Annotated in this window: 32 protein-coding genes; 4 read left to right on the forward strand and 28 right to left on the reverse strand. The window is 37.4% G+C overall.

Annotated features, from left to right (window positions below; translation table 11 throughout):
- Positions 1–104: 104 nt before the first annotated feature.
- Together ACFFHF_RS22425 and ACFFHF_RS22430 are read right to left on the reverse strand one after the other, a co-directional pair.
- Positions 105–875 (reverse strand): sporulation protein, encoded by a 771-nt coding sequence (locus tag ACFFHF_RS22425; protein WP_377059107.1) that lies wholly within the window; start codon positions 873–875, stop codon positions 105–107.
- A complete protein-coding gene (locus ACFFHF_RS22430; protein WP_377059108.1) occupies positions 862–1,677 on the reverse strand; it encodes a serine/threonine protein kinase in 816 nt (271 codons plus the stop codon). The genes ACFFHF_RS22425 and ACFFHF_RS22430 overlap by 14 nt, the downstream gene beginning before the upstream one ends.
- Positions 1,678–1,956: 279 nt before the next feature.
- Between ACFFHF_RS22430 and ACFFHF_RS22435 the strand changes: the two genes are divergently transcribed.
- On the forward strand, positions 1,957–3,090 hold the full coding sequence (locus ACFFHF_RS22435; RefSeq protein ID WP_377059109.1) for a DUF2515 family protein: 1,134 nt from the start codon (positions 1,957–1,959) through the stop codon (positions 3,088–3,090).
- Between the two features lie 64 nt (positions 3,091–3,154).
- Here ACFFHF_RS22435 and ACFFHF_RS22440 read toward each other — a convergent pair whose 3' ends face one another.
- Positions 3,155–3,328, reverse strand: a complete 174-nt coding sequence (locus tag ACFFHF_RS22440) for a YozD family protein (RefSeq protein WP_084361903.1) — start codon at positions 3,326–3,328, stop codon at positions 3,155–3,157.
- 170 nt (positions 3,329–3,498) lie between these two features.
- Here ACFFHF_RS22440 and ACFFHF_RS22445 point away from each other — a divergent pair, with 170 nt between their 5' ends.
- Complete coding sequence (locus tag ACFFHF_RS22445) at positions 3,499–3,663, forward strand: hypothetical protein (protein WP_377059110.1); 165 nt, start codon at positions 3,499–3,501, stop codon at positions 3,661–3,663.
- Here ACFFHF_RS22445 and yodN read toward each other — a convergent pair whose 3' ends face one another.
- From yodN to ACFFHF_RS22510, 13 genes are all read right to left on the reverse strand, one after another.
- Entirely contained in the window at positions 3,664–4,359 is a 696-nt protein-coding gene (gene yodN, locus ACFFHF_RS22450; RefSeq protein WP_377059111.1) for a germination protein YodN, read from the reverse strand. It abuts the gene before it with no gap.
- Between the two features lie 123 nt (positions 4,360–4,482).
- Positions 4,483–4,698, reverse strand: coding sequence for a YozE family protein (locus tag ACFFHF_RS22455; RefSeq protein ID WP_377059112.1), 216 nt, complete (start codon positions 4,696–4,698; stop codon positions 4,483–4,485).
- Between the two features lie 80 nt (positions 4,699–4,778).
- On the reverse strand, positions 4,779–5,060 hold the full coding sequence (locus ACFFHF_RS22460) for a YokU family protein (protein WP_160549050.1): 282 nt from the start codon (positions 5,058–5,060) through the stop codon (positions 4,779–4,781).
- Positions 5,061–6,473 carry a lysine 2,3-aminomutase gene (gene kamA / locus ACFFHF_RS22465; RefSeq protein WP_377059113.1) on the reverse strand — a complete coding sequence of 471 codons (1,413 nt, stop codon included), beginning with the start codon at positions 6,471–6,473 and terminating at the stop codon, positions 5,061–5,063.
- Between the two features lie 110 nt (positions 6,474–6,583).
- Entirely contained in the window at positions 6,584–7,984 is a 1,401-nt protein-coding gene (locus ACFFHF_RS22470) for a sigma-54 interaction domain-containing protein (RefSeq protein ID WP_377059114.1), read from the reverse strand.
- Positions 7,985–8,042: 58 nt separating this feature from the next.
- Positions 8,043–8,912 (reverse strand): putative beta-lysine N-acetyltransferase, encoded by an 870-nt coding sequence (ablB, locus tag ACFFHF_RS22475; protein ID WP_377059152.1) that lies wholly within the window; start codon positions 8,910–8,912, stop codon positions 8,043–8,045.
- A gap of 73 nt (positions 8,913–8,985) precedes the next feature.
- Complete coding sequence (locus ACFFHF_RS22480; RefSeq protein ID WP_377059115.1) at positions 8,986–10,260, reverse strand: peptidase; 1,275 nt, start codon at positions 10,258–10,260, stop codon at positions 8,986–8,988.
- Between the two features lie 26 nt (positions 10,261–10,286).
- Positions 10,287–10,928: a 3-oxoacid CoA-transferase subunit B gene (locus tag ACFFHF_RS22485; protein ID WP_377059116.1), complete on the reverse strand. Its 642-nt coding sequence runs from the start codon at positions 10,926–10,928 to the stop codon at positions 10,287–10,289.
- Positions 10,913–11,605 (reverse strand): CoA transferase subunit A, encoded by a 693-nt coding sequence (locus ACFFHF_RS22490; RefSeq protein WP_377059117.1) that lies wholly within the window; start codon positions 11,603–11,605, stop codon positions 10,913–10,915. The genes ACFFHF_RS22485 and ACFFHF_RS22490 overlap by 16 nt, the downstream gene beginning before the upstream one ends.
- The gene (locus tag ACFFHF_RS22495; protein WP_377059118.1) at positions 11,602–12,954 is read right to left on the reverse strand and encodes an aspartate aminotransferase family protein; all 1,353 of its coding nucleotides are present in this window, start codon (positions 12,952–12,954) and stop codon (positions 11,602–11,604) included. The genes ACFFHF_RS22490 and ACFFHF_RS22495 overlap by 4 nt, the downstream gene beginning before the upstream one ends.
- 426 nt (positions 12,955–13,380) lie before the next feature.
- Positions 13,381–13,635 (reverse strand): LD-carboxypeptidase, encoded by a 255-nt coding sequence (locus ACFFHF_RS22500; RefSeq protein WP_160549751.1) that lies wholly within the window; start codon positions 13,633–13,635, stop codon positions 13,381–13,383.
- Positions 13,636–13,707: 72 nt separating this feature from the next.
- Entirely contained in the window at positions 13,708–15,174 is a 1,467-nt protein-coding gene (locus ACFFHF_RS22505; protein ID WP_377059119.1) for an NAD(P)/FAD-dependent oxidoreductase, read from the reverse strand.
- 183 nt (positions 15,175–15,357) lie between these two features.
- Positions 15,358–15,519, reverse strand: coding sequence for a YjcZ family sporulation protein (locus ACFFHF_RS22510; protein WP_119708838.1), 162 nt, complete (start codon positions 15,517–15,519; stop codon positions 15,358–15,360).
- Positions 15,520–15,698: 179 nt separating this feature from the next.
- On the opposite strand from ACFFHF_RS22510, the gene ACFFHF_RS22515 reads away from it, so the two are divergent.
- A complete protein-coding gene (locus ACFFHF_RS22515; protein ID WP_160549745.1) occupies positions 15,699–16,304 on the forward strand; it encodes a DUF502 domain-containing protein in 606 nt (201 codons plus the stop codon).
- A gap of 28 nt (positions 16,305–16,332) precedes the next feature.
- On the opposite strand, the gene msrB is transcribed toward ACFFHF_RS22515, so the two are convergent.
- Together msrB and msrA are read right to left on the reverse strand one after the other, a co-directional pair.
- Positions 16,333–16,761 carry a peptide-methionine (R)-S-oxide reductase MsrB gene (gene msrB / locus ACFFHF_RS22520; RefSeq protein WP_377059120.1) on the reverse strand — a complete coding sequence of 143 codons (429 nt, stop codon included), beginning with the start codon at positions 16,759–16,761 and terminating at the stop codon, positions 16,333–16,335.
- Positions 16,758–17,285: a peptide-methionine (S)-S-oxide reductase MsrA gene (msrA, locus tag ACFFHF_RS22525; RefSeq protein WP_160549747.1), complete on the reverse strand. Its 528-nt coding sequence runs from the start codon at positions 17,283–17,285 to the stop codon at positions 16,758–16,760. Before msrA ends, msrB begins: the two co-directional genes overlap by 4 nt.
- A 153-nt stretch (positions 17,286–17,438) precedes the next feature.
- Here msrA and ACFFHF_RS22530 point away from each other — a divergent pair, with 153 nt between their 5' ends.
- Positions 17,439–18,209 carry a DUF4397 domain-containing protein gene (locus ACFFHF_RS22530; RefSeq protein WP_377059121.1) on the forward strand — a complete coding sequence of 257 codons (771 nt, stop codon included), beginning with the start codon at positions 17,439–17,441 and terminating at the stop codon, positions 18,207–18,209.
- 21 nt (positions 18,210–18,230) lie between these two features.
- On the opposite strand, the gene ACFFHF_RS22535 is transcribed toward ACFFHF_RS22530, so the two are convergent.
- The 10 genes from ACFFHF_RS22535 to ilvA form a co-directional block, all read right to left on the reverse strand.
- Positions 18,231–18,806 carry a YpmS family protein gene (locus ACFFHF_RS22535; RefSeq protein WP_160549748.1) on the reverse strand — a complete coding sequence of 192 codons (576 nt, stop codon included), beginning with the start codon at positions 18,804–18,806 and terminating at the stop codon, positions 18,231–18,233.
- Positions 18,799–19,632: an SGNH/GDSL hydrolase family protein gene (locus ACFFHF_RS22540; RefSeq protein ID WP_377059122.1), complete on the reverse strand. Its 834-nt coding sequence runs from the start codon at positions 19,630–19,632 to the stop codon at positions 18,799–18,801. The genes ACFFHF_RS22535 and ACFFHF_RS22540 overlap by 8 nt, the downstream gene beginning before the upstream one ends.
- Before the next feature lie 83 nt (positions 19,633–19,715).
- Positions 19,716–20,294, reverse strand: coding sequence for an SCO family protein (locus tag ACFFHF_RS22545; protein ID WP_160549749.1), 579 nt, complete (start codon positions 20,292–20,294; stop codon positions 19,716–19,718).
- A gap of 84 nt (positions 20,295–20,378) precedes the next feature.
- Positions 20,379–21,992, reverse strand: a complete 1,614-nt coding sequence (locus ACFFHF_RS22550) for an ATP-binding protein (protein WP_377059123.1) — start codon at positions 21,990–21,992, stop codon at positions 20,379–20,381.
- A gap of 155 nt (positions 21,993–22,147) precedes the next feature.
- Positions 22,148–22,990, reverse strand: a complete 843-nt coding sequence (locus ACFFHF_RS22555) for a fatty acid kinase binding subunit FakB (protein WP_377059124.1) — start codon at positions 22,988–22,990, stop codon at positions 22,148–22,150.
- A 140-nt stretch (positions 22,991–23,130) separates the two neighbouring features.
- Positions 23,131–23,382 carry a DUF2535 family protein gene (locus ACFFHF_RS22560; RefSeq protein WP_160548790.1) on the reverse strand — a complete coding sequence of 84 codons (252 nt, stop codon included), beginning with the start codon at positions 23,380–23,382 and terminating at the stop codon, positions 23,131–23,133.
- 101 nt (positions 23,383–23,483) lie between these two features.
- A complete protein-coding gene (locus ACFFHF_RS22565; RefSeq protein WP_377059125.1) occupies positions 23,484–23,822 on the reverse strand; it encodes a DUF5658 family protein in 339 nt (112 codons plus the stop codon).
- A 109-nt stretch (positions 23,823–23,931) separates the two neighbouring features.
- A complete protein-coding gene (tatC, locus tag ACFFHF_RS22570) occupies positions 23,932–24,687 on the reverse strand; it encodes a twin-arginine translocase subunit TatC (protein WP_160548791.1) in 756 nt (251 codons plus the stop codon).
- A gap of 62 nt (positions 24,688–24,749) precedes the next feature.
- Positions 24,750–24,947, reverse strand: a complete 198-nt coding sequence (locus tag ACFFHF_RS22575; RefSeq protein ID WP_119708849.1) for a twin-arginine translocase TatA/TatE family subunit — start codon at positions 24,945–24,947, stop codon at positions 24,750–24,752.
- Positions 24,948–25,090: 143 nt separating this feature from the next.
- On the reverse strand, positions 25,091–26,359 hold the full coding sequence (gene ilvA, locus ACFFHF_RS22580) for a threonine ammonia-lyase IlvA (protein WP_377059126.1): 1,269 nt from the start codon (positions 26,357–26,359) through the stop codon (positions 25,091–25,093).
- Positions 26,360–26,486: the final 127 nt, after the last annotated feature.

Raw genomic sequence — 26,486 nt, forward strand, 5'->3', positions numbered from 1 at the left:
TCCACTCCCCTTTTGATTAGACTTTAGCACTGTCGAATCCTTCATCAAAAAAACACTTTTTTTGTCGAGATACCTCTTTGACAAAAAAAAGTGTGTTAATAAAGTTAAGAATATTGTCTAATTAGGGACTCGAGCTTTGATTTTAGAATAGGAAGGTCTTTACTATGGATACTCAAAGAAATATTTGTTTCATCCATTTCAAGAGCTTCTGCTAAAAACCCACCTAATCCTCTTGCTTTCCGGTCTATTTGCAAAGCAAGATCCATTTGCTCATCTGACTGCGGAAAAAATATCACTTCAAGCTCATCTAGTTTGCCTCTAAAGGATCCCGAAACTGCAACAAATTCAAATTCCTGTGCGAAGGGTAATCGTCTTCTTTTGCGGTATGGAAGCTCCTCACAATCTGCCTCTCTCAATCGAAAACCTAGTTCAGCAACTGTATCTAATACACCTTTCATTAACTGATTAGGAACTACATTAATATAATCTTTATCTGAAGGGTCAACAGCATTTTTAATGTCTAATCCCGTTTCTACCCATACTTTTGTTCGTCCAATACTGATTGGAGTGTCAAACGGCACCCTTATTACAAAAGGTATTTCTTTTGTCTCGTTTGCACCAATTGTAATTGCTTGAATTAAGCGGAATCTCTCAATATCACCTTTGACAATATGCTTTTTATCATCTGACTCTTTTATATAGTTGGTATGTAGATTCAGATAAATATCGTCAATGTGCTGATCAATCTTTCCACCTTTTATCTGTACAATTCCTCTTACTTCCTCACCTGGAACGAAGACATCTTTTTCAAGCTTCGTATCTACTGTTGCCGATCCAATCCCAATACTTGCAAACACTTTATTAAAAAGTGACATGTTTATTCCTCCCTTTATTCACTGCAAATAAAAAACAAGCTTTGAGTTCATTTATCGTTTCAAAAGGCTTTTCAACTTGAAGTAATCTTTTGATTAATTGATTGGTCTCTGTTGATAATGATAACTCTTCGTCCCATGGTCGTTCCTTTTCACTACCAGTTGTTTCATAATTCGAATATAGTAAAAACAGGAGAAAGTGGCCTAGCTGAAAGTAATCAGCCTGAGGAGATATCTCGCTTTTTAAATCCCTCTTTTTATTGTCAGTATGTGATAACCATTTCGCCAATCCAAAATCAATTACTTTTAAGTCCTCGCCCTCAAGCATTAGATTTGGAATTCTTAAGTCTCTATGGACGATCCCTCTTTGATGAAGGTACTCTATTCGTTCAAGAAGCTTTAATCCATATAACAAAGACTCTTCTTCGGTAAACCTCTGTCCTTCGGTAAAGATAAGCTGCTCAAATGTTTTCCCGTGAATAAACTCCATTGTAAAAAAAGGAATCCTTCCCCACATCCCTTCATCAAAAACAGTAGGAAAAGAGGAATGCTGTAAGCTTTTCAGGATTTCAATTTCATACTGATGAATTTGTATTCCCTTTTTTGTAATCCTTTTATGAAATCGAACTAGCTTTAAAACAACTTTCTTTTCTAAGTAGGAATCGTAAACGAGATAACTATGGCCATAGCTGCCCATGCCTAAAAATTTATCAATTATATATCGCTCATTCATTTTCTCTCCCGGAGTTAATTCCTTATCCACTAGTGAAGAGAAAGCCAAAACAATAGGCTTTAAAATCATCATGTTTTATTACCTTTTTTCATATATGATTATTAACTGCTAAAAAAGCTTTTCGAGCTAAAAAAGCTGCTTTTATGCTTTCGTTTGTAATGTGCATGACCGTAATGGCTATGTTTATGCATATTCCGACGCTTGTAATAATCACTTGAACTATACTTTCGATGATGAGAACTTCCCAATATTGACTTCAGGATTTTTTTTAACATCATTCAGTCCTCCTAATGGTTGATATAAATATATACGTGATTTCAGATGGAAGGTTTCATAGAAAGGTGGCAAAAAATGAATTTTTCTTTTATTCCTTTTTTGGGTCTTCTTCAAGAGAAGATTTCCCAGTGGGCACTTCCATCGATAAAACGTAAAGAGATTTATAGTTTAAAGGAAATATCTATGTTTAGCGAACAATTAAACATGTTTTCCCCTTCTCCAATTCTTTATACAGATCAAAAAGAAAAAAACATCGTCGCTCATATTACAAAAGAAACTCATGCGTATAACAGAAATAACATCACGCGAACCCAAGCATATTATGAGTTCTTCATCAGAAATCAAGAGGTTCATTGGTCCTTCCTGGCGCATATCGTGTCCCGTAATGGAGGTTATTTCATGACCGACTTAATGAGCTCTTATTTAAAGGACTTTTTGTCTGATTCTCAAATAAAGCGATACTTTCTATTCCTTGAACGATCAAATGCATTCATTTTTCAAGATGCCTTTCCACAATTGCTTCTTTATGAATTCAGCAAGAGAATAGGAAAACCGCTTTTCCATCTTTTGTCCGCGTTTCATGTATCATCATTTATGCAACCCTTTTGGAACGAATTTTATTTAAAAAAGAATTCAAATGGAATAACTGTAGCCATGATTGTTAATGAGCAATATATGTTAGAAGAACGAGTAATAAAAGGAATATACCATTCAACCTCTCTACTTCAAGAGCTGCCTTACAAATTACAAGAAAATCTTGGATTTACCACGATCTTTATTCCGTACAAAGTCTCAAAAAAATACCGGTATCGCCTTAGTGGAAAAACGGTCAGGGAATTTGAACAGGTGAAAAAGCGGATTGAGCTCGGGAAGGAGCTTTATCAAATTTTATTCGAAGAACCCTATATATCAGAAACCATTAGGTTTGCTCACCATTATCCTCATAGCGGTTCTAGAAGCGACTACTGGGACTTTATGTTTTCGAAAGTGGAGAATGACCATGAAAAGCTATTTAGCCCAGCCCTTGAAAGTGTTTGGGAAGATGTGACCCATCAGTATACGAAAAAAGTTGACTGGTTTCAGCAAAAAAACATAGATGTTCTATCGTTTTTCAATGAACTTCCTGAGGTGACCACCTATGATTTAACGGCAGTCGCTTTGCGTCATTATCTTTTGTATAATGCCCTCGACCATATTACTGAATCATAATGAAAGGACGAAGCTAATTGAACGCTTCGTCCTTTCTATTGGGGTTTACAATGATTTTCATAAGCTATTCATCTTCGATTTCTTCATCTATAATGCATTTTTCGATTAAGTATTCGAAAGTAATATCAGCGAGTTCTTCTACTTCGCCTTCTGAGGGTACATAGCCCCTTTTCATCAGCTCTTGAAAGAAAAACTCTGCTATTTCATCTGTGTCGATGAATACCTCAATCTCCTTCATTGACTCGCCCCCCTTTTGTTCAAAATGTATGATGCATAAAGCCTTTTCATGCTAATTCCCTTAAAAATACAGCACCTTTGTTCAAATTTTTTCTTTTCATATGTTTGGAATGTTTTTAGTTGGACAAGCATAAAGATGAAATACAAACAAAGATTTTAGGAGGATTTTTTATGACAACCTTTTCAAAGCTGTTTCAATCATTTAGCGAGGATATAAATAGTGAAGAAAGTGCACTAATGAATTCATTTGAAAAGATTACATCTTTCTTTTTTCAAGGAGCGATTTGGACAGGAATTCCGCTTTTTATTTATTTCATATTCTCTTATTTAAATTAATTACACATTGCTTTTTCCATCGTTCGTTTTTAACTGCTGAAGTTTTTTTAAAACTAACTTCATGACTTTTACATACTCTTCATCATGAAACATTTCATATAAGATACGATAATCATTATACAAGTCTAATAAGGCATCAATCATTTCACTTGATTGTTTTTTTTCATTTAATATTTCTCTTTCAGCTTTTCTATAGACATTTTTTGGTTCAGGAAGTTTAAGAGTCTTTTTCTTCTTATCTAGTGAATATAGAAGTCCAAGCTTTTGAATAAACGTATCTGCGCTATCGGCATCGGCAATTAGCGTCAACTCATCTTCATTTGCTTCTAGCCATTCCCCATCACTGATACGTGAGAGCTCATAAATAACGTCCTCCCATGCATCCTCCTTATAACGCCAGATTTCTGTACGAAAACCAATCACCTTAAACAAATCCGCGCCATAACCTTTCACTTGGACAAGATCACCAATAAAAAACTTGTATTCTATATCAATCTCTTCTCTTTCGATCGGATCACCTTCATAATCGGAAAGCATTTGGAGACTTGATTCCATGTATAATCCTTCACTCTTATTTATTTCATATACATACATACCATCAAGCCACTTTAGATTTGTTACTTTGCCCACCGTACCATACATGGTGACCACGACAGTATCACCGATTTTATACTTTGGTTTTTTTCTGTCACTCATGTCAATGGTTCACCTCAAATGTTTGTCGTAGTTACTGATTACAATAGTATATGCAAGCAATAAAAAAACGTCTCTTCATAGAAGAGACGTTGTCAACCGTTTTTATTCTAATGTGTGTATGACCTAATCATTCACATATAATTCCCATGCATCATCAAATATAGCCATGCTCTCTAAGTAAGGGCCATTTAACTCCAAATAGGAGGATAATTCAGTGTAGTCAGTTGATGTCTTTGGAAAGCTATGATCTAAGTAGGCATCATTTGCAAATCGACTAATGGCATCCTTTGGTGCTGGATGCCTATATTTCATTAAGAAGTGATAGAACGATTTTCTCAAAATTTAGGACACGCCTTTCACAAATGGTTTCCATGTAACCTTACTATAGGTATTTTGGAAAAGGCAAGTGTTTTTGTGTCTTAACTTGTAAAGTCAAAGTAATTTCTTTTTAATAAGCGTGGCTGATTCATTAAATCTTGGTAAGTTACCTGTTTGGCAAGTTTTTTCGTATCAATTAAAAACAATTGATCCTCAATCTCTTTCACGATCTCATCTTCTTGATAAATCATTTCACAGTTTGAGCAATAAATGGAAGGAGTCTCTTCTATTGAAATGGCATTTGTTCCGTCAGGCAATTCCCAGTATACAGTATGATGTTTTTTTGTAATAAGGCTAGAATCACACCAGTGGCAACATGGCATTTACAACTCCTCCTTTTGTACACTTTCTTTCCCCTTGGAGATTTGTGCTTGAAATTTTTTCTCTTTCAACTGATCACGTTTTTCACGCTTATCTTTTAATGAACTATGATCAGGATTGGTCTCATATTCCTTTCTACGCTCTAAGCGATTTAACCCTTCTGGAACTAGATTAGGCTTCACATCATTCATTAACCCAGCGATTCCAACCAAAGACTTCTTCTCTTCATAGTCAGAGTAAATCTGTTTAAAATAGTCATCTGCTCGGCCAGCCACATAATTTTGCGGTTCAGGATAGGTTGTGATGACCCCTTCAAAATTTCTCAACACAACTTTATCGGCACTTTGTGAAATAAGATAATTAGGTTGCAGGGCAATTTTTCCTCCACCACCTGGTGCGTCGACCACGAAGGTAGGGACGGCATATCCAGATGTGTGACCGCGTAATCCTTCAATGATTTCTAACCCTTTTGAAACAGGTGCTCGGAAATGGCCGATGCCTTCTGAAAGGTCACATTGGTAAATATAATAGGGGCGAACTCTTATCTTTACTAAATCATGCATGAGTTTTTTCATGATTGGGACAGAATCGTTAATTCCTGCAAGAATCACCGATTGATTTCCGACTGGTACTCCTGCGTTCGCTAGCATTTCGCAAGCCTTTTTAGATTCCTCTGTAATTTCAATTGACGTATTAAAATGAGTATTTAACCAAACTGGGTGGTACTTTTTTAAAATATTACACAGATTTTCTGTGATTCGCTGAGGAAATACTACTGGTGCTCTAGTACCTATTCTTATGATTTCAACGTGATCGATCTCTCTTAAGTTCTTTAAGATATATTCAAGAACATTATCATTGATTAAAAGTCCATCTCCACCAGAAATAAGAACATCTCTTATTTGAGGGGTATTTCTTATATAACTGATTGCACCGTCTAATTGCTTTTTAGGAACTCCCATCCCGATTTGACCGGAAAAGCGTCGTCTCGTACAGTAGCGACAATACATGGAACATTGATTTGTTACGAGGAATAACACTCGATCTGGATAACGGTGTGTTAATCCTGGCGTTGGGGAATCTTCATCTTCGTGGAGAGGATCCTCTAAATCGTATCTTGTTTTAACTATCTCTTGTGAAATAGGCACTGACTGCATTCTAATCGGACATCTTGTATCATCTGGATTCATTAACGATGCATAATATGGTGTAATATTCAGTGGAATGGTTTTTGTTGAGATTTTAACTCCTTCTTCTTCTTCATGGGTTAGGTTTATAACTTTTCGTAAATCATCCAATGTTCGAATTGTATTTGTCAGTTGCCAAATCCAATCATTCCACTGTTCCTCCGTAACATCCTTCCATAGCTCTATCGAAGACCAATGACGATCTGGTTTATATAATGAATGTTTCATTCTTCATTCCTCCCAAACATGCTTTATATAAACTATGCAAGTTTTGTGCCAAGATTAAAACTAACGAAAGAGCAGAGAATAATGCACTTTTACATACAAAAAGGTGCCGATTACTCGGCACCTTGCAGCTCATACTTTTGGATTTTGTATTGAAGGGTTTGTCTTGGAATTTGCAGCAGTTTTGCAGCTTGCTTGATGTTTCCACTCGTTTGCTCGAGAGCTTCACAAATCATATTTTTTTCAAACTCCTCGATTTGTCCCTTTAGAGAATAACCTTTGATCACTTTCCTAGAAGTAGAGGTATTTCCTTTCAGCATGGCAGGTAGATGTTCCATACCCAAACTGGTTTCTTCACAAACATTCATCATATATTCGATGGTATGCTTGAGTTCCCGAACATTCCCTGGCCAATCGTAGGATTGAAAAATGTTCATCACTTCAGTAGACACACCTTGTATATTTTTATGGAGAACCCCATTATAATGATCAAGAAATTTTATTGATAAAAATTTAATGTCTTCTGGTCTTTTTCGGAGCGGCAATAGCTCAAACGTTAATACATTTAACCGGTAAAATATATCCGTTCGTATCAGCTTTTCTTCTAGTGCTTTTCTCGGATGAACATTCATTGCAGCGATCACCCGAACGTCTACCTGTACACTTTTCGAAGAGCCAATACGCCGAATCATTCCATCTTCAAGAACACGTAATAACTTAGCTTGTAAGTCAATCGGCATGGCATGAAGCTCATCTAAAAACAATGTCCCTCCATCCGCAAGCTCAAACAATCCAGGTCGGTCAACGGCTCCTGTATAACTCCCTTTTGCAGTACCAAAGAGAATGCTCTCGAGTAAAGTTTCTGGAATGGCAGCGCAATTTTGAACAATAAATGGGGCATTTCTTCGAACAGAGGCGTCGTGTATCCCTTGAACAAATAATTCCTTCCCCGTTCCACTTTCGCCATAAACTAATATCGATGATTGCGATTTTGCTAGCTTATAAGCTTCTCGTTTTATTTGAAGAAACTCATTATTTTCTGTAAGTAAATCATCCAATGTATACTTAACGGCGCTATTGCTTTTTTTCTTAGGATTTATCTTTTGTTTTTCTTTTTGTAAATCCAATAATTGTTCAGACAATCTTTTAATACTGGAATAATCCTTCGCAATTTCCATCGCGCCAAAAAAATCGCCATGTACACAAATAGGAATGGTTGAATTAATCGTTTCAATCCTTTTTCCATGAATATTAGAATAAGATTGAGCCACATTCACAATCTCTTTTCTAGACTTCAGTACTCTTAATAACGTGCTCGTCTCTTCCGTTAACGATGGAAACACTTCCAATAAAGGCTTCCCTATTACTTCTCCCGCCGTTAATCCATCGTGTTGGGCAGCCACTTCGTTATAAAAAATCGTCTTGCCATTTAGATCCACAACATGAATCCCCTCATCAACGCCCTTTAAGATTTCCGTCACGACTTCAATGGATATACTGCTTGTTTCAAACATCCTCATCACCCACCTAAAGCATATATATGCCTAAGTGCCGAAAAACTGTCACTTTATATTAATTTTCGGCAGCTTGGTAAGTGGATAAATTTTTCACCCAAACATTCATGTCTTCGAGCTTATCAAAAATATAACAATTGTTCACTAACCGTCCTCGATATTGATAGCCTAATTGGTGGAGAACGGCATTCATGCCAAAGGAAAGCGACCTTGCAATAGAGTACGAACAATAGATTTGTTGTTGAAATAAGTCTTCTTCAAGCTTTTTCAAAAGGATCTTCATTAATCCAAATTTACGGTGTTCCTTCTTCGTCGCACAATCCGTTAATTCTGCGTTACGAAACATATTATTCACTTCAGCAGATGCGGCACTAATCAATTCGTGATGATACATAAAGGCATAGTAGATGGTTCCTTCTTTCATGGTCTTTTTCACATATTCAGGATCATGCAGGGGTGTGGGATAAATTTGAAAAACCTCTCGATACAAATCCGAAAGCATTTCCGCTTCCTTCTCACCCACTTTCATAATCTTATAATCGGCTGGTGGCATAATTACTTGTGAAGACCTTTTTAATTGTTGGACAGAAGCGATGATATCTTCTTCCACTTGGAGATGAGAGGAAAAAGCTCGGTCGGGAACAAGGTATTTACAAAAAAAATACCCATCCGATCCTAAGAAATATCCATCTATGATCGCTTCATTCCGATATCCCTTTTCTAAAAATATTTTGTAGTCTTCAAATTTCCCTTTAATGATTATTTTTTCACTATTCGCCTGTTTGGCAAGCTCTTCTGTCGCTTGGATGACGAGATAGGGATCCCCCACATAATGATCCAGTCGTACACGCTTATTAAAAGCGTCCATATAAACTTCACATCGAATCCCACTTTCCTCAACGGTACGAAAAGCTGGCAACTGATTCATCATATCTCCTCCTAAAGGGAAAGCCCGACCAAATACTTGGTCAGACTTTCTTCATTAATTCTATACAATCTATCTAATCACTTCTACTTACTTCACACCATCTCAGGATGGTAGAAGCAATAATATCCGCACTCGTAAATAAATCTTCTAAAACAATATATTCGTTTGCATCATGAGCGACCTCTGTTACACCTGGACCGAAAATAACCACTGGAATATCACCAATTTTTGATAGTACTCCACCGTCTGTCCCCCATGGTGAAGCTTCAACAACTGGAGAAGAGCCCATAACTTCCAGGTAGGATGATTCGAGAGTAGTAAGTAACGGATGTTCTATATCCAAATCACCTGGAATCCACCTTCCACCAAACCACTCAACCGTGGTTGGATAGTCTTTAAACCAGATGTCCTTCTTTTCCAGCTCCTGCAATGAACGTTCTAGTTCAGCCTGCACGGCAGACATTTTTTCATCTGGTGCTACACCAATTCTCCCCTCTATAATACAAATATCTGGAACGGAGGATGGCCAATCCCCGCTATGAATCTTACCGATGTTTATTGGGATGGGAATGGGTATATTTTTATACAATGGATCTACAATTCTACTATTCCGAACCTTTTCTAGCTCATTCAACTGATTGATTACTAATATTCCTTTTTCAATTGCATTTACTCCTTCGTACCTAGTACCTCCATGTGCTGAGCGTCCTTTAACAGTTACACGAAACCACATAGAGCCTTGCTGCTTTGGAAAAATTTTTAGATTGGTAGGCTCAGGAATAATCGCTCCATCCGCCCGATATCCCCTTAGCACGGCAGCCAAGGTTCCCGCACCTCCACTTTCTTCTTCTATCACGCTCTGGAAGATGACATCACCTTTCAGCTGAATCTCTGTTGCGATGATCGCTTCCATCGCTAGAAGAAGGGCCACCGTTCCTCCCTTCATATCTGTGGAACCACGACCATATAATCTTCCCTCTTCGATGAAACCACTAAATGGGTCATTTTTCCACTCAGCCAAGTTATTTTCTGGCACCACATCAATATGACCGTTTAGAATTAATGATTTCCCATCTCCAGTCCCTTTCAAAACTCCAACAACATTCGGATTCCCCGTATAATCCTTTCGATCCGAGCAGTAAGCAGGATGGTTCATAAGGGTCTTATTGCCAATTTCCCAAATGTCGAGCTGTAGACCTAGTTCCCTACACTTTTCAATAATAATTGCTTGAGCAGCTGCCTCCTTTCCCCTTACACTTCCTTCTTGTACAAGCTTTTGAAGAAGTCTAGTGGCATGCACGCGATTCCTCTGCATCCATTTTCTAACTTTGCGAAGCTCCTCTTCCATCTCTCTTCGCCCCTTTATCTATTGTGTTACTTACAAAAAAATGAACAAGCGGTAGACTCTCGAACTTGATCCAATGTATAAGGTTGAAAAACCTCACTTAAAACTAAACCTTTCTCCGTCACATGAAAAACAGCCATATCTGTGATTATCATATCCACACATGCCCGAGAGGTTAATGGAAACGAGCATTCTTTTACAATTTTGCTATTTCCCGCTTTATCCGTATGGTTCATTAATACGATTACCTTTTGCGCTTTCTGTGCAAGCTCCATTGCACCGCCCATACCAGGTATTTTTTTACCCGGAACAATCCAGTTTGCTAAATCTCCTTTTTCACTTACCTGCAATGCCCCTAAAATGGTGATATCCACGATTCCCCTACGGATCATTCCAAAGGCAATGACACTATCACAGTAAGAACCACCACTCACTAAACTAACCGGATATCCTCCAGCATTACATAGGTTTTCATCCTCTTCCCCTTGTTTAGCAGAAGCCCCCATCCCAACAATTCCATTTTCCGCATGAAACATCACATTTATTTCTAAAGGAAGATGATTCGGAACAAGCGAAGGAATGCCAATCCCTAAATTGACCACCATTCCTTCTTTGATTTCTGCTGCAGCTCTTTTGGCCATTTGATCACGGATCCCTATTCCCATACCCATTTCCAGTTCACCCCTTCCGTCGGTACAATATAATTGACAAACACTCCAGGCGTGACGATTTCATCGGGATGAAGTTCACCAACTTCAACGATTTCCTCCACCTCTGCGATGGTAATATCTCCAGCCATCGCGACCAAAGGATTGGTATTTCTAGCACTTTTATCATAAATAAGATTGCCGTATTCATCTGCCTTCTTCGCATAGACAATGGATATTGGCGCACTTAATGCTGTCTCTAGTAAATAACTTCTTCCTTCTAATACAACTTTCTCTTTATTGGTTGACACAAAGTCACTGTCCATTCCAATATCTGTTAGAAAAGCTGGAATACCTACACCACCCGCTCTAATTCGCTCAACTAACGTTCCTTGAGGTGAAAATTCAACTTCAAGATTTCCCTCAGTCATTAGTTGTCCTGCAACAGGATTGGAACCAATATGAGAAGCAATTACTTTTTTTACTCGTCCGTTTGCTACAAGCCTCCCTATCCCTATATGTGGAAATCCCGTATCGTTTCCAATAAGTGTTAAATCCTTAACCCCTTTATTGAGTAGCCCTTCTATAATAGATGGCGGAGAACCCACCCCACCAAAACCACCAAACATAATGGTTCCACCATCATGAAATAAATCCAAAACCTTTTCTACCGTGGTAATCTTATTGAAGCGATTTTTCATGACTTACCTACCCCCTCTAAAATTTCATTGGAAAAGTCTAAGAAGGTTTTACGTAGAAGAATGATTAATTCATCAATCTCATCCTTAGAAATCGTCAGGGGAGGTGCAAGGATAATTGCATCACCATGAATTCCGTCAATTCCAGCAGCTGAAGGGTAAAGCAGTATGCCATTATTAGCCCCTAGCTGAATCATTTTATTTGTAATTTGATCTTCTCTTGGAAAAGGTTCTTTATTTTCAACCGATTGAACAAATTCAATCCCGATTAACAATCCTTTCCCCCGAATATCTCCAATAAATGAAAATTCTTCTTTTAGTTCTTGTAAATGATAAGATAAATAAAAGCCCTTCAATTCAACCTGCTCTATAATTCTATTATTTTGTAAATATTCCATGACCGCTAGTGAGACGGCACATGATTGTGGGTTCGCACTAAGGGTGTGACCACTCATGATACTTTTTGTTCCAGCCAAGATTGGCTCCATCACTTTGTTACTCACTAAAGCTGCAGCTATAGGTGCATAACCTGCTCCCATCCCTTTGCCGAGCGCGACTATATCTGGCTCCACACCCCAATGTTCACAAGCTAGCATTTTTCCTGTCCGACCAAATCCAGTCATTACTTCATCTGCGATAAATAGAATTTGATGATGGTCACATATTTCTTTTATTACCTTGAAATAACCAACTGGCGGTGATATGGCCCCACCCGCAGCCCCAATCACCGGCTCCGCAATAAAAGCAGCAATATGTTCTGCTCCTATTTTTTTAATCACATTTTCCAGTTCAGTTGCACAGGCAAACTTACACGAGGTGGGCTCTAAATTATATGGACAACGGTAACAATAAGGAGGTTGTATGGAGGGAAAATCCTCAAGTAGAGGGACAAATCTTGCTCTCCTTAACGTATGACCTGACATCGATAATGCACCAAGCGTGATACCATGATAGCTAACCCACCGAGAAAGGATTTTATTTTTCGTTTTAACCCCTTTTTCCTGCCAATGCTGAATCGCTATTTTCATAGCTGTCTCTGTTGCTTCTGAACCGCTATTTACAAAAAAACTCCAGTTCAAAGACCCAACACATTGTTCAGCTATTTTTCCAGCAAGTGCTTCTGCTGCTTCACTAGTAAACTGCGATCGGTAGACAAAGGACACCCGCTTTGCTTGTTGAACCATCGCATCAATAATTTCGGGAACACCGTGACCAATATTGGCCGTTACAGCACCGGATGAAGCATCAACATACCTCTTCCCTTCCTTGTCATATAAATAAATGCCTTTCCCATAATCTATTGTTGGATATACCGCATCAAGCAGCGGTTTAATTAAATATGAATGCTCCATTTGACTCCCCCGTTCCATACAAGCGTAAGCGACGCCTTATAAGATTGTATGAGTAAGAAGAGGAAATCTTTCTTTTTATTGCTTTTCAAAAGTTTATGGAATTCTAATGAAATGTTAGGGGCTGAAAAAGACTCCTTGATAAAGTTCTGTTGGCTTTTTCATAAAAAGGGGCTTATGAAGGACGTTTCTTCTGGTTACTTAAGGGCTAACGGTCTTCATCTCGCTTATGAAGGACGTTTCCTCTGACTTTTTAAGGGCTAACGGTCTTCATTAGCCTTATGAAGGACGTTTCCTCTGGTTTTCTAAGGGCTAACGGTCTTCATCAGCCTTATGAAGGACGTTTCCTCTGGTTACTTTAGGGCTAACGGGCTTCATCGCGCTTATGAAGGACGTTTCCTCTGATTTTCTAAGGGCTAACGGTCTTCATCATAGAAATGCTGTAAAAATCCCTTTTACATTTTGATCAAGAAAGGCGGTATGCAAATCTTCTATCCGCTCTTCAATGCTGGTACTAAAAAACTCATCGTGTGTATGTACATGTTTTCCAAACGTTACATGAAAGCCTAATGCTTCTAATCGGTTTCTTGCTATATCCACCTGTTTTTCTTTTAATATGGCCATACTTCTTGAAGGTGATATGACCCTAACCTCATCACCCGGTTGTAAACGCCTTGGAACCATTCCCACCACAATCCATCCCCTTTATAAATAATAGATAAATAGGACCTGCCATCTTTTGACAGGTCCATCTTATTATACCAAAACGGGTTCAGTGTTTGTTCTTTTAGTTGATTTCTCAACGATATCTCTAGCGATCCAAACGCCGCATGCACTAGCTTGAGCAAGTCCTCGAGTGATCCCTGCTCCATCTCCACCAACATAAAGCCCGCTAATTTCTGTTTCAAAACGATCATTTAGCTTTGGTCGTGCGGAGTAAAACTTCGCTTCCACACCGTAGAATAATGTGTGCTCAGAAGCAAGACCTGGCGATACATGATTTAACTCTTCTGTCATTTCAACTAAGCTCTTCAGTGTATTATATGGAAGCACTAACCCCAAATCTCCCGGTACTGCTTCTTTAAGTGTCGGCTCTAAAAAGCCCTCTTTAATACGCTTTTCAGTGGAACGGCGTCCTTTTAAAATATCTCCGTACTTTTGAACAATTAGTCCACCGTTAGATAAACTATTGGCTAGCCTAGAAATTTCATGTGCGTACTCATTTGGCTTATCAAAAGGATCTGAGAAAGTGTGAGATACTAATAAGGCAAAGTTCGTATTTGGGCTACCTAATTTAGGATCCTTGTAAGCATGACCGTTGGCTAGCATGATTCCAGAGTGATTCTCTACAACGACATGTCCTGAAGGATTACTACAGAAGGTTCTTACGCGGGTACCAACCGATGTATTAAACGTAAATTTCCCTTCATACAGATGCTCGTTAATTTCATCCATAACAATATTCGATGTTTCTACACGAACACCAATATCGACTTGATTATTAATCATTTTTAAACGTCTTGATTTTAATAGCTTGGCCAACCATACCGAACCGTCACGCCCTGGTGCAACCACCACTTTTTCAGCAGATAAGCTTTCCCCAGCCTTTAATTTAATTCCGGTTACCTTATGACCATTTGGCGTTTTTTCTGTGATTAAGTCTTCAACTTCTGCCTTGTAGACCATATCAATCTTTGTTTTTAAGTATTCATAAATGCTTTGAAGGATTTGCAGATTTTGTTCTGTTCCTAAGTGTCTTACTTGAGCACGCAGAAGCTTTAAGCCAGCAGCATATCCACGTCTCTCGATATCTCTAACTTTATCAGTTAAAGGGTCAGTGATGCTTTCAGTCGCTCCGTGGTCAAGGTTGATTCGGTCCACATAATTTATTAAATCAACAACCTGTGAATCTGGTAAATAATCCGTCATCCAGCCTCCAAACTCACTTGTGATATTAAACTTTCCATCCGAGTATGCACCTGCTCCTCCAAATCCATTGGTAATTGAACACGCAGGCAAACACCCTGCAAATTCCTTCCTACCAGCTGCTGGTGGGCATTTATCGATTTTTTTTTGTAAAATAGGACAGTTTCTTTTATATATGTCGTGACCTTTATCAATCAATAATATGGATGCTTCTGGCATTTTTAATGTAAGTTCATAACATATAAAAATTCCAGCTGGACCTGCTCCAACAACGATAACATCATAATTTGTTTTCAAGGTATTCCCTCCGAGGCTACTATCTATATTCGCATTTCCTTTAACCATGTGTAAATATACCAAATATAGATTATTCAGTCAATAAAAATACGAACATTTTTTATAGCTAATAAAATAACGTTCGTATTTTTTAAAAAATAAACAAACAAAAACTCGAGCACTATGCTCGAGCTTTTGTTTATATTAGCATCCTTTTCCGTAGAAACTAGCACCGATGATGATGAGTAGAATGAAAAGGACAACGATTAATGCAAAACCGCCACCATATCCACATCCAACTGGCGAAACTGCTGTAGGGTACCCGTAACCAGGGTAACAAGGGTCACATCCATGTCCGTAATGCATATGTTTATACCTCCTAATTAAGCTTTCCTTTTACAATATTTACAATATGTAGTAGGTCCTTGTCCCGCATGTGTATATGCCCATTTTTTCCGAAAAAGTTTAGGCGGCCCGTGTTTTCCTTGTCAAAAGCGGATAAACATTGTAATGTTTTTATATTAAGAGGTTAGGAGTTATATAAAATGAAAAGTATTTTAAAGAGCTTTGTAAATGGTATTTTAACGATTGTACCAATCATACTCGTGATTTACGTAACATATAAAACCTTCATGTTTTTAGACGGACTTCTAGGTGGGTTCTTAAAGCAGTACTTTAAAGAGTCGTATGTTCCAGGTATCGGAATTTTGGCAACGTTAGTGTTAATTACCATTTTAGGTTTTTTATCTACGAAGTTTGTGACAGGTACCATCTTCCGAATCATTGACAGGTTATTAGAGAAAATTCCTTTCGTTAAAACTGTTTATTCGGTTATCAAAGATACCGTCCATTCCTTCTTAGGTGAAAAAAAATCCTTCTCAAAAGTTGCACTTGTAACCGTTCCTGGCACAAATATGAAAAGCCTCGGATTTGTTACATCAGAGGATCTTGAAGTTTTTTACGAACCGTTAAGTGATTATATCGCTGTGTATGTTCCTCAAACCTTTCAAGTGGCTGGATTCACTTTTTTAATCAGAAAAGAGGATGTTGAATTTATCGATGTTAAACCAGAGGATGCAATGAAATTTATCCTTTCTGGGGGCATGACTTCGAAAAAAACAACCTTGATAGAAGCTCAAAAAGAAAGGTAAAAGCCGCATATGGCTTTTACCTTTTGATTTATGAAAATAAGATTTTATACTTACCGTACCCTTTTTCATCCAGCTCATCGACGGGAATAAATTGAAGTGCTGCAGAGTTGATACAATACCTTAGCTTTGTCGGCCCTGGTCCATCATCAAACACATGACCAAGATGAGAATCAGCAGATTTACTACGGACTTCTGTACGAACCATAAAGTGACTGCGATCTATCTTTTCAATAATCTCTTCCTTGTCAATTGGCTTTGTAAAGCTTGGCCACCCACATCCCGCATCATATTTATCTTTAGAGCTAAAAAGCGGTTTACCTGAAACAATATCTACATAAATACCGTCACCAAACTGATCCCAATATTCATTTCGAAACGGAGGCTCCGTCCCATTTCTTTGGGTCACTTCATATTGCATAGGAGTTAAACTTTCTTTCAAATCTCCTTCTTTTTTCATTGGTCATTCCCCCAAGCTTTCTTAATAAAGGCGGTGCGCCCAGACCCCTCAGAATATCTTCCATATCGTACAGGATTCTTCTTATAAAATTGCTGATGATAATCTTCAGCGGCATAAAATTCTTTTGCCGGTAAAATTTTTGTGGCAATAGGCTTTGAAAAACGACCACTTTGCGCTAATTCTAGCTTAGATTGTTCAGCTAGTACCCGTTGTTCTTCGTCATGATAAAAGATTGCCGTTTCATACGATTGGCCCCGATCATAGAACTGTCCACCAGGATCGGTTGGATCAATTTGTTGCCAGTATACGCTTAACAGTTTTTCATAAGAAAATATTTCAGGATCATACGTAATTTGTACAGCCTCGTAATGCCCAGTTGTTTCTCGGCATACCTCTTCATAAGTAGGGTTTTCCTTATGTCCCCCTGTATAGCCACTGATGACAGAAATAATTCCAGGCTGTTCATCAAACGGTTTTACCATACACCAAAAGCATCCACCAGCAAATGTCGCAAGTTTCTCCATAAGGCACCTCTTTTCAAATGACTCCTACATATATAGAGTATTTCATTCAGACTTTCAATGCAAACAAGGAGCTTCCATACAGTAAAAAACATAGGCACCTCTCCTCCCTACAAAGCATATGTTACACTGAATATCCTTTAAGGAGTGAGGGGTTTGTCTGATTATAGAAACCATGATGACTATTTGCATAAAGCAGCTAGGTACGATTTATTAGCACAATATTATAAATACTTAGATCCATCCATGCATATTCACTATTACCAAAAACACATTAGGTACATGAACAAAGCAATGAGTTCCTTAAGAGCTCAATCAGTTGCAAACTACTATCAGAGCAATTCACCAGCTAGAATTCGTGTACTACATGCTTCACCTGACGCACCGAAAGTTGATGTATATATTAATGGAAATCGAATTTTACGCGATTTTCCATTTAAAGAAACGAGCAATTATTTATCATTACCAGCTGGAAAATATCAAGTAGATATTTATCCTGCAGGTGACATGGTATCAACGGTTCTAAGTAGAAAGGTAACCGTGGAGGCAGGGAAGCAATATACCCTTGCTGCTACTGATATGGTTGAAAAGTTAAAGCTTGTAGAGCTAGAGGATAATCCGAGTATCCCGTCCGGTGAAACGAAAGTTCGATTTGTACATCTCTCACCTGATACTCAACCTGTTGATATAGCCGTAAAAAATGGCGATGTTGTTTTCCGTAATATTGGGTTCAGACACTCAAGCGATTATTTAGCCTTATCTCCATTAACCGTCGATCTTGAGGTAAGAGCTACAGGTACAAAGGATGTCCTTCTTCCGTTACCAGCTCTTTCATTCCAAAAAAATCAAGTGTACACACTTGTAGCCGTAGGGCTAAGTAAAGGGGAACCATCCATTGAACCCATCGTTTTAACGGAAAGAGAATAAAATAGGTGGCCATTACGCCGCCTATTTTATTGGAACAAGAAGAGTAAACACAATATTATCTCGTTTTAAATCAAATGTATTTACTCTTACCTTTGTATCGCTCTTTAGCTTTAGATCATGAAGGTTTACGTACACCTCTTCATCATTCGGCCGAATCGTAATCCAAGAAGGAAGATCATAACTATCTCGAATAAATTTCAATACGACTGGAACGGGCAATTGTAGATGCCCGATCGATATGGTCTTCTGTCTGAGAATCAAATCACCATTATCTAAAGAAGCTGGTTCAAAGGTAAGTTTTAACTCCACGTCTTGAGTAAATACCTTCATTGTCCCATACAATTCTACCTGGTCAGTAAGTGTGACGTTGTATTTGATTCTCTCATTAAGCCCTTGCTCTTCAATATAATGATTGATCAATCGGTTTAAATCGGCTTTGTTTGATTGAACATGAAATTGAACATAATCATCCTGATTGATATCCTTTAGAACTATCTCTTCATCCTTTGTAGGAAGGAAGATCAAGAAAACCACACCAACTACAACAATGATATTAAGAATAATCAATGCTATAAAAAGTTTTTTCCAACTATTCATCAGTGCTTGCCTCATTTCTGGCAGTCGATTTCAACTCATATCGTTCCGTCAGTATTCCTAATGAAAGAGTTTCGTAAATTCGCACAGCAATTTTTTCGTAACCTAAATCATTAGGATGAAAGTAATCTGTATATAACAGATTCTCCTCACTTTCATGAAAAATATCAGCTATATCTACAAAATAAGCCCGTTCATAGTCGGTTAATATCGTCCGACTCGTCATATTCCAATCCTGCATTATGAGATCCATCTCTTCTACATCAGGAAACCACTCATAAAAAGGATTATACAATCCTATCAAGACAACCGTACCTGAAGGATTTATTTCACGAATTAATTCAATTATGGTTCGAAGATTTTTTTCGAATTGCTTTTTTTCTGTTTCAAACAACTCCAAGTCTAGAGTTGAAAAATTTTCTCTTACTATTTTCATTACATCATTTCCACCAATGGTGATAAGGACCAAATCAGCTGTTGTTAATGAATCATTCACTTCATCTGTCTTTAACTTACTAATAAGTTGGGATGTTCGATTCCCTTTTACACCGTAGTTCACAATTTCCGCTTCAGTTATCCCCTTCTCTTTTTCTAGATACTCCTTAAGATAAGGCACATAGCCTCCACGATTTGTACTATCCCCTACACCCTGTGTTAAAGAATCTCCTACGGAAACCATTTGAAAAGGTTGGGAAATAAAATCGATAGGAATAGGTGCTTTTCTTTCTACCGTTGTTTCCCTAAGCTGTATTTGATTTGACTTTTGATTTTGTGTTTGACCGCAAGAAGAAAGTACAACAGTAAAAACAAGAATAAAGGCCCACCTCACGAAAAACACCTGCCTTTATAGTTTTTTGTATAGTCTATGGTCAACTGCTTGTCAAATAAACTAAAATAGACCTTTTAAAAGGTCTATTGAAGGGCTTTCATATCATTAATAATTTCCTCATAAGGAATTTCATTAAGACCAGTATAATATTTCATAATTTTACCATCTTGATTAACTAGATAAAAGTCAGTTCCGTGAATAACTTGGTCCTGATTTGTTGGTTTTTTAACTATTGTCTTAAATGAATCCATTGCAAACTCTTCTATATGTGTTTGCTCATAACCAGTTAGGAAATTCCAGTTAGAAAAATCGACCTTGAAATACTCGCCAAATTCTTTTAACACTTCTGGTGTGTCTACATTAGGATCTACGGAGAAGGAAACAAACTCTATATTTTCAATTCCTTCATCTTTTACCATCTGTTGAAGCTTTTCCATATTATACGTCATCGGAAGACACACGTCCTCACAGTTCGTAAAAATAAAGTCTGCTACCCAAATTTTCCCTTCTAAATCCTTTAAACTAAATGGCTTGCCTTCCTGATTTGTATACGAGAAATCAGCAACTGGCCAATTTTTCGCATCTGGTATTCCATTATTCCCACATGCTGCCAGGACAAATACCATCAGAATACTAACCAATTTAAACATCTTAACCTTCATGTATCCACCTGCATTCATCATTCTATTCTAGTTTATTCTAGCAAACCAGATCATAAGATGAAAGGGAAAAGAACTAAACTTCCTCTATTCTCTATGTAACGGAAGAATAATTCGAAAAGTTGTTCCTACACCTTTTTGACTTTCTACTTCAATAGACCCTCGCATTCTTTCAATGATTTGATAACAAACCATTAGCCCCATACCAGTGCCCTTTTCCTTCAAGGAATAAAAAGCCGTCCCTAATCTTTGAAGTTCTTCCTCACTCATCCCAATGCCTGTATCAAAGATTTCAAAAATACCAAAGTGTCCTTCTTCTCGTACAGACAAACGGAGAGTGCCACCGTCCTTCATCGCTTCTATCCCATTTTTCAATATATTAATTAGTACCTGCTTTAACTCACTAACATTTCCTTTAATAAAAACATCGCCTGACACCTTCGTTTGCATCCCAATGCTTTTTGACATAAGTGCATACGAGTTCATTAAATCCATCACTTTGTGTGCAAGATCCCCGGCATTTACCTTTTCTGAGAACTCCAGGTCTGGCTTCGCTAAAGATAAATATTCATTAATAATCTTCTCGGCACGATTCATTTCTTCAAGCATTAGTTTTACGTACATATGCTCTTCTTCACTCAAACCATCTTTTGCTAAAAAGATTTGTAAAAATCCTTTTACTACCGTCATTGGATTCCGAATTTCGTGAGCTACAGAAGCAGCTAACTGACCTATCGCATTCATTTTCTCTGCTCGCTGAAGCTCTTTAAGTAATTTTGTTTCTTTAATGATTGTATCCATTTTCCCAATTGCCACTTCAAAGGTATGTAATTGTTCATCCGATACGGCTTGCTTGCCATTTAATGGACTTGAAATGGATAATCTATCAAACAATATGGCTAACTGTTGCGTCATAAAGTTGAACCGTTCATATAAGGGGTCAAGATTTGAATTTTTCTTACCACTTAGATGTATATTGAAGTTTCCGACGCTTACCTCGTGTAACCCATATAAGATTTCATCAACGGGCTCCATCACATTGTTTAATACATATTTTAGTGTGAAAAACACGATAACAATCGTGACGACAAAAACAACGGTTAAATACAAGATCGTTTCTAACTGCGAATGCTTAATAAATGATGCTTCTGCATCGATGACTAATACGCCCACTACTTTTCCTTCTTCATTCTGTATCGGAGCAAACGAAGATAACCACGTACCTAGATCATCTGTATAAACCTTTGTACTAACCACTTTTTTTTCTTCAATAGCTTCCAAAAGAGCTATGTTATGAATATCAACCGACTTATAAAAAGAAAAAGGCTTCAGTCCCTCGTAACTATTCGATACAACTGTGGCATATACTTCTTTATCCTCATTTATAGAAGTAGCTACAATACCACTATGAAAATAAGAAGAGTTTCTCTCATTTATTAAATTCACCTGTTGTTGTAGTCTCTTTGCCGCGGGATCATTGGGGTCCTTTGTCATGATCACTTTCTCTACATCCTCAGGAGACACAACGGCTGTCCACAGCGTTGATAGGCCCTCAACACGATCTGTTAACTGCTCTATTTCCTTCTTAGTCTGTAGAGCATAACTGAAACTCGAAATCATGAAAATCACAACAAACGTAATAAAAAATGAAAAAAATAAAACTTGCCTATATAAAGAAAGTTGCCTGATCCATTTTTTCATGCATACACCGTTCCCTTTTTAATGGGTCTCACTCCCTTTTTATTCGACATCACTACCCAAAATCCTTGTCTTTCCTCCATATTTTTATAAATTCTTTAAACAGTGTTTGAAGTTTGTCGAGCAAAAAAAACCTGAACAGGTGTTGTTCAGGCAATTTACTCAAAATAGTACATAAAACCAATGGCACCTGGCCCAGTATGTGTACTAACGATAGGAGTGGTATATTCAATATCTGTTAAATCAAAACCAGCTATATTCTTTAAGGCAGAGATTAGCTTTTGATTTAACTCTGGAGCCTCTGCATGAACGAGCCCCACACCTTTGATCTGATGACCAGCTGTGTCTTCCGCGAATTGTTTTGCAAGGTAGTTAGCTACTTGACTATAGCTTCGAGCTTTCGAAACAGGTGTATATACTCCACCTTCTAGAGAGGCAATTGGTTTGATATTCAAAAGTGAACCAATCATTGCCTTTCCTTTGCCAATTCTGCCACCCTTCACGAGATTTTCAAGAGTATCTACAACGACAAACAATCTTGTATTTGATCGAATTTGATCAAGTCTAGTTAATATCTCATCCATACTTCTTCCTTCTTTGGCCATTAGAGAAGCTTCTATCACTTGAAATGAAAGGGCTTTCGATATAAAACGAGAATCAACTACCTTTACATTTGCCTTTGACATAGATGCTGCCGTCTCGGCTGACTGAACTGTACCACTCATTCCTCCAGTCATATGTATTGAAAGAACATCATACCCTTCCGAACCTAATCGATCATACAGTTCAGCAAATACACCAACAGGTGGTTGTGAACTTTTAGGTAGCTCCTCAGCTGCCTTCATCTTATTCAAAAAATCCTTTGGGGTTAAATCAACCCGATCAAGGTACGTCTCTCCTCCAATTTGAATAGATAATGGAACAACCTCAATATCATACTTCCTTACTAATTCATCGGATATGTCTACCGTTGAATCAGTCACTATTTTAATTTTATTCAAATTCCTTCACATCCTAATGCTAAAATCTCACTACCTATTATACAGAATTCTAGCTTAATGTCGAAAAAAGAAAGAGTATCGGCATGTACCGATACTCTTCATGTAAAGACAATCCTGTCAAAATAAAACAAAAACATCAATTACGCGTTATTCTTTAGCTCTGGCACTTGGAATACATCCTGGTACACTGGCCACTTCAACGCTTTTTTCAAATAGTCTCTAAAAGAATAGCATTTCTTCGGCTGTTTGTCCCGGTATAGAGACGTAATAAATGATTGCAAACGGACTTGGATTAAAAAATAATAAGGGCTATCTTCCTCCAATACTGGAATTTCCATGACTTTTACCTTCTGTCCAACAACATTTCTGAACTCTAGGCTTTTGAATAGCAAAATATCAATCCTCTTTTTCACCCGTTTGTATATATTATACAATATTTATTTGTCGAAGTGTGTCTGAATATACACTTGTTGTGAAAAAATTTAAATTTTTTTCAATATGAAAAGTAGTGCTGTGTCAGCCAATAAATATGCGTCAAACAAACTGGAGTATATATGATAGAGGCTAGAATAATAAGGGACGATATGAATCTTTTTTTTCGTATCATACTCCCCCAAATAAAACCCATACATATGAGAAGTATGGATAAGGAAATTTTTAACGTTATAAACAAAAGTGGATGAATGTGATAAATCCCATTCATGTAGGGGTTCATTTCCCTTATCTTATTGAGTGATAATCCATGTGCAGTAGCAAACGCGTCAAATACGTTAAGAAGAGCGAGATAAATAAATAAAAAACCAATTAATTTCCGATTCATACTAACCCTCATTTATATTTTCACTTACTGTTCTTAATTAAGAACGATTTAAGGTTATTATAATACAAAAGATGGTCTATGAAAAACAAAAAACTCACTTTTAAAAAGTGAGTTTGATCTTCTATCCTAAGTCTATTCTTTCATCCTCATCTAAACCCCACTCTTTCGCCTTTTTCAACTTTCTTTTATAAACAATTTTCGAAAGATTGATACTGATCTCGTATAAAAATAGAAGTGGAATGGTCACTAAAATATCACTCATAAAATCCGGGGGTGAGATGATTACAGAAATTACAACCAGGACAAAATATGCATATTTCCGTATTTTTTGAAGTACATATGGATTTACAATACCTAAAGATGTTAAAAACATTACGACAACAGGTAGTTCAAACAAAAATCCAAATGGAAGCGACATATTCATGATAAAACGAAAGTACTTGTCCGCTGTAAAGTTAGCAACAAGCATATCGCCACTTAAATCGATCAAAAAACCCATAACGGTCGGAAAAATCACAAAATATCCAAAGCATAAGCCGACAATAAATAAGATGAACAAAGCAGGGATATAACTCAAAGTAATTTTTCTTTCGATAGGTTTTAATGCTGGTCTGACAAACAACCAAATCTGCAACGCAAGAACAGGAATGGTACCTGCAATCGCAATTAAACCTGCTAACATGAAATAAACCCACACGATATCACTCGGTCCTAACGCAATCAACTTAACTTCTAAGTCCCGAACAAACCATTGATAGATCTCCTCAACGTAAATAAAACCAACTATAAAGAAGCCAAAAAAAGCTACAATAGAGACAATAAGTCTTTTTCTTAATTCGTCTAGATGATCAACAAGCTGTAATTCTTTATCCTCCATGTAAGTCCCCTACCATAAACAAAATGTAATCGAGAAAAAAAGTGTAAGAAATATCTTACACCTTATTTCGTAGCATTCTTCTTTTTATCCTCATCGAGCTCTTCCATTACATCACTTGTTAGCTCGCGGGTAGATTTTTTAAATTCACGAAGAGTTTGACCAAATGCACGACCAATCTCAGGGAGCTTTTTAGGTCCGAAAATAATTAAAGCAAGTACAAGGATAAGGATCAATCCAGGAACTCCGATGTTTGAAAACACTGTAGAACATCCCCTTTGGTTAATTAGAATAACTAATCTACTATCATTATAGTACTTTTTATAACGTAATGAGTCAAAATGAGCACATTGTCATAAGAAGTTCATAAATTAAATAGATGTCATTTTTCTCTTATCATTATACATTAAATGAGCAAATTAAATAAGTTACTATCTTTATTTACTTCTGTAAAAGCAAAACCTTTTTTGTTTAATCTTTCAATTAATCCTTTGTAGTCTTCCTTTTTCTGTATTTCGATCCCTACTAATGCTGGTCCATTTTCTTTATTATTTTTCTTAGTATATTCAAATTGTGTAATATCATCCGTTGGTGACAATACTTCATCTAAAAACTCACGAAGTGCACCCGCACGTTGTGGGAAGTTAACGATGAAATAATAAAGCAATCCCTCATACAACAATGAACGCTCTTTAATTTCCTGCATACGACCGATATCGTTATTTCCACCACTTATAATAACGACAATATTTTTCCCTTTAATTTCATCCTTATAAAGATCAAGAGCCGCAATTGGTAAAGCACCGGCAGGCTCAGCAACAATGGCATGCTCATTGTATAATTCTAAAATACTAGTGCAAACTTTCCCTTCTGGAACCAATAGGATGTCATCCAACAGCTCGTAGCAAGTGTCAAATGTTTTACTACCCACACTTTTCACAGCAGCCCCGTCAACGAACTTATCAATGTCATCTAGAGGAGTCACAATTTGGTTATGGAAAGAAGTCTTCATAGCTGGGGCCCCATAAGGCTCCACACCAATTAGCTTGGTTTGGGGAGAGACGCTTTTCACATACGTGCTCACACCAGCCATAAGTCCTCCACCACCAATACTGGCAAACACAAAATCTACGGTTTCTTCACAATCCTGCAGTATTTCTACAGCTACCGTTCCTTGACCTGCGATTACAAGCTCGTCATCAAATGGATGAATGAAGGTCCTTCCTTCTTTTTCCGCACACTCAACTGCTTTAGCATAAGAATCATCGAACGTATCCCCAACAAGAATAATTTCGATAAATCCTCTACCAAATAACTCTACTTGCCCAACTTTTTGCTTAGGTGTTGTCGTTGGCATATAAATTTTCCCTTGTACACCAAGATGACGACACGCATATGCTACACCTTGAGCATGATTCCCTGCACTTGCACAAACAACCCCATTAGAAAGATTGTCCTTACCAAGCGCTTTCATCTTATAAAAAGCACCTCTTAATTTAAAAGAGCGAACGTGCTGCAAATCTTCCCTTTTTAAATACACATTACAATCATATTTTTCTGATAAACGCTCGTTTTTCTGTAACGGTGTATGGGCAACGATGTCTTTGAGTTGGTGGTGCGCTATTAAAATATCTTCAACCTGCACCCATCTTTTTTTCATCACTTTCTGTTCCATATCCATCCTCCATTTTCCCGTTATAATCAGTACATTATACCACTCTCACCCACCATTTCAAGCGTATTATCAAAAAATTTTGTATTTTTCAATTTATAGAACTGGGTATTCTTCGCTCAGGATTTTC

Origin of the sequence: Robertmurraya beringensis (assembly GCF_042433785.1) — a bacterium.
GTDB classification, from domain to species: domain Bacteria; phylum Bacillota; class Bacilli; order Bacillales; family Cytobacillaceae; genus Robertmurraya_A; species Robertmurraya_A beringensis.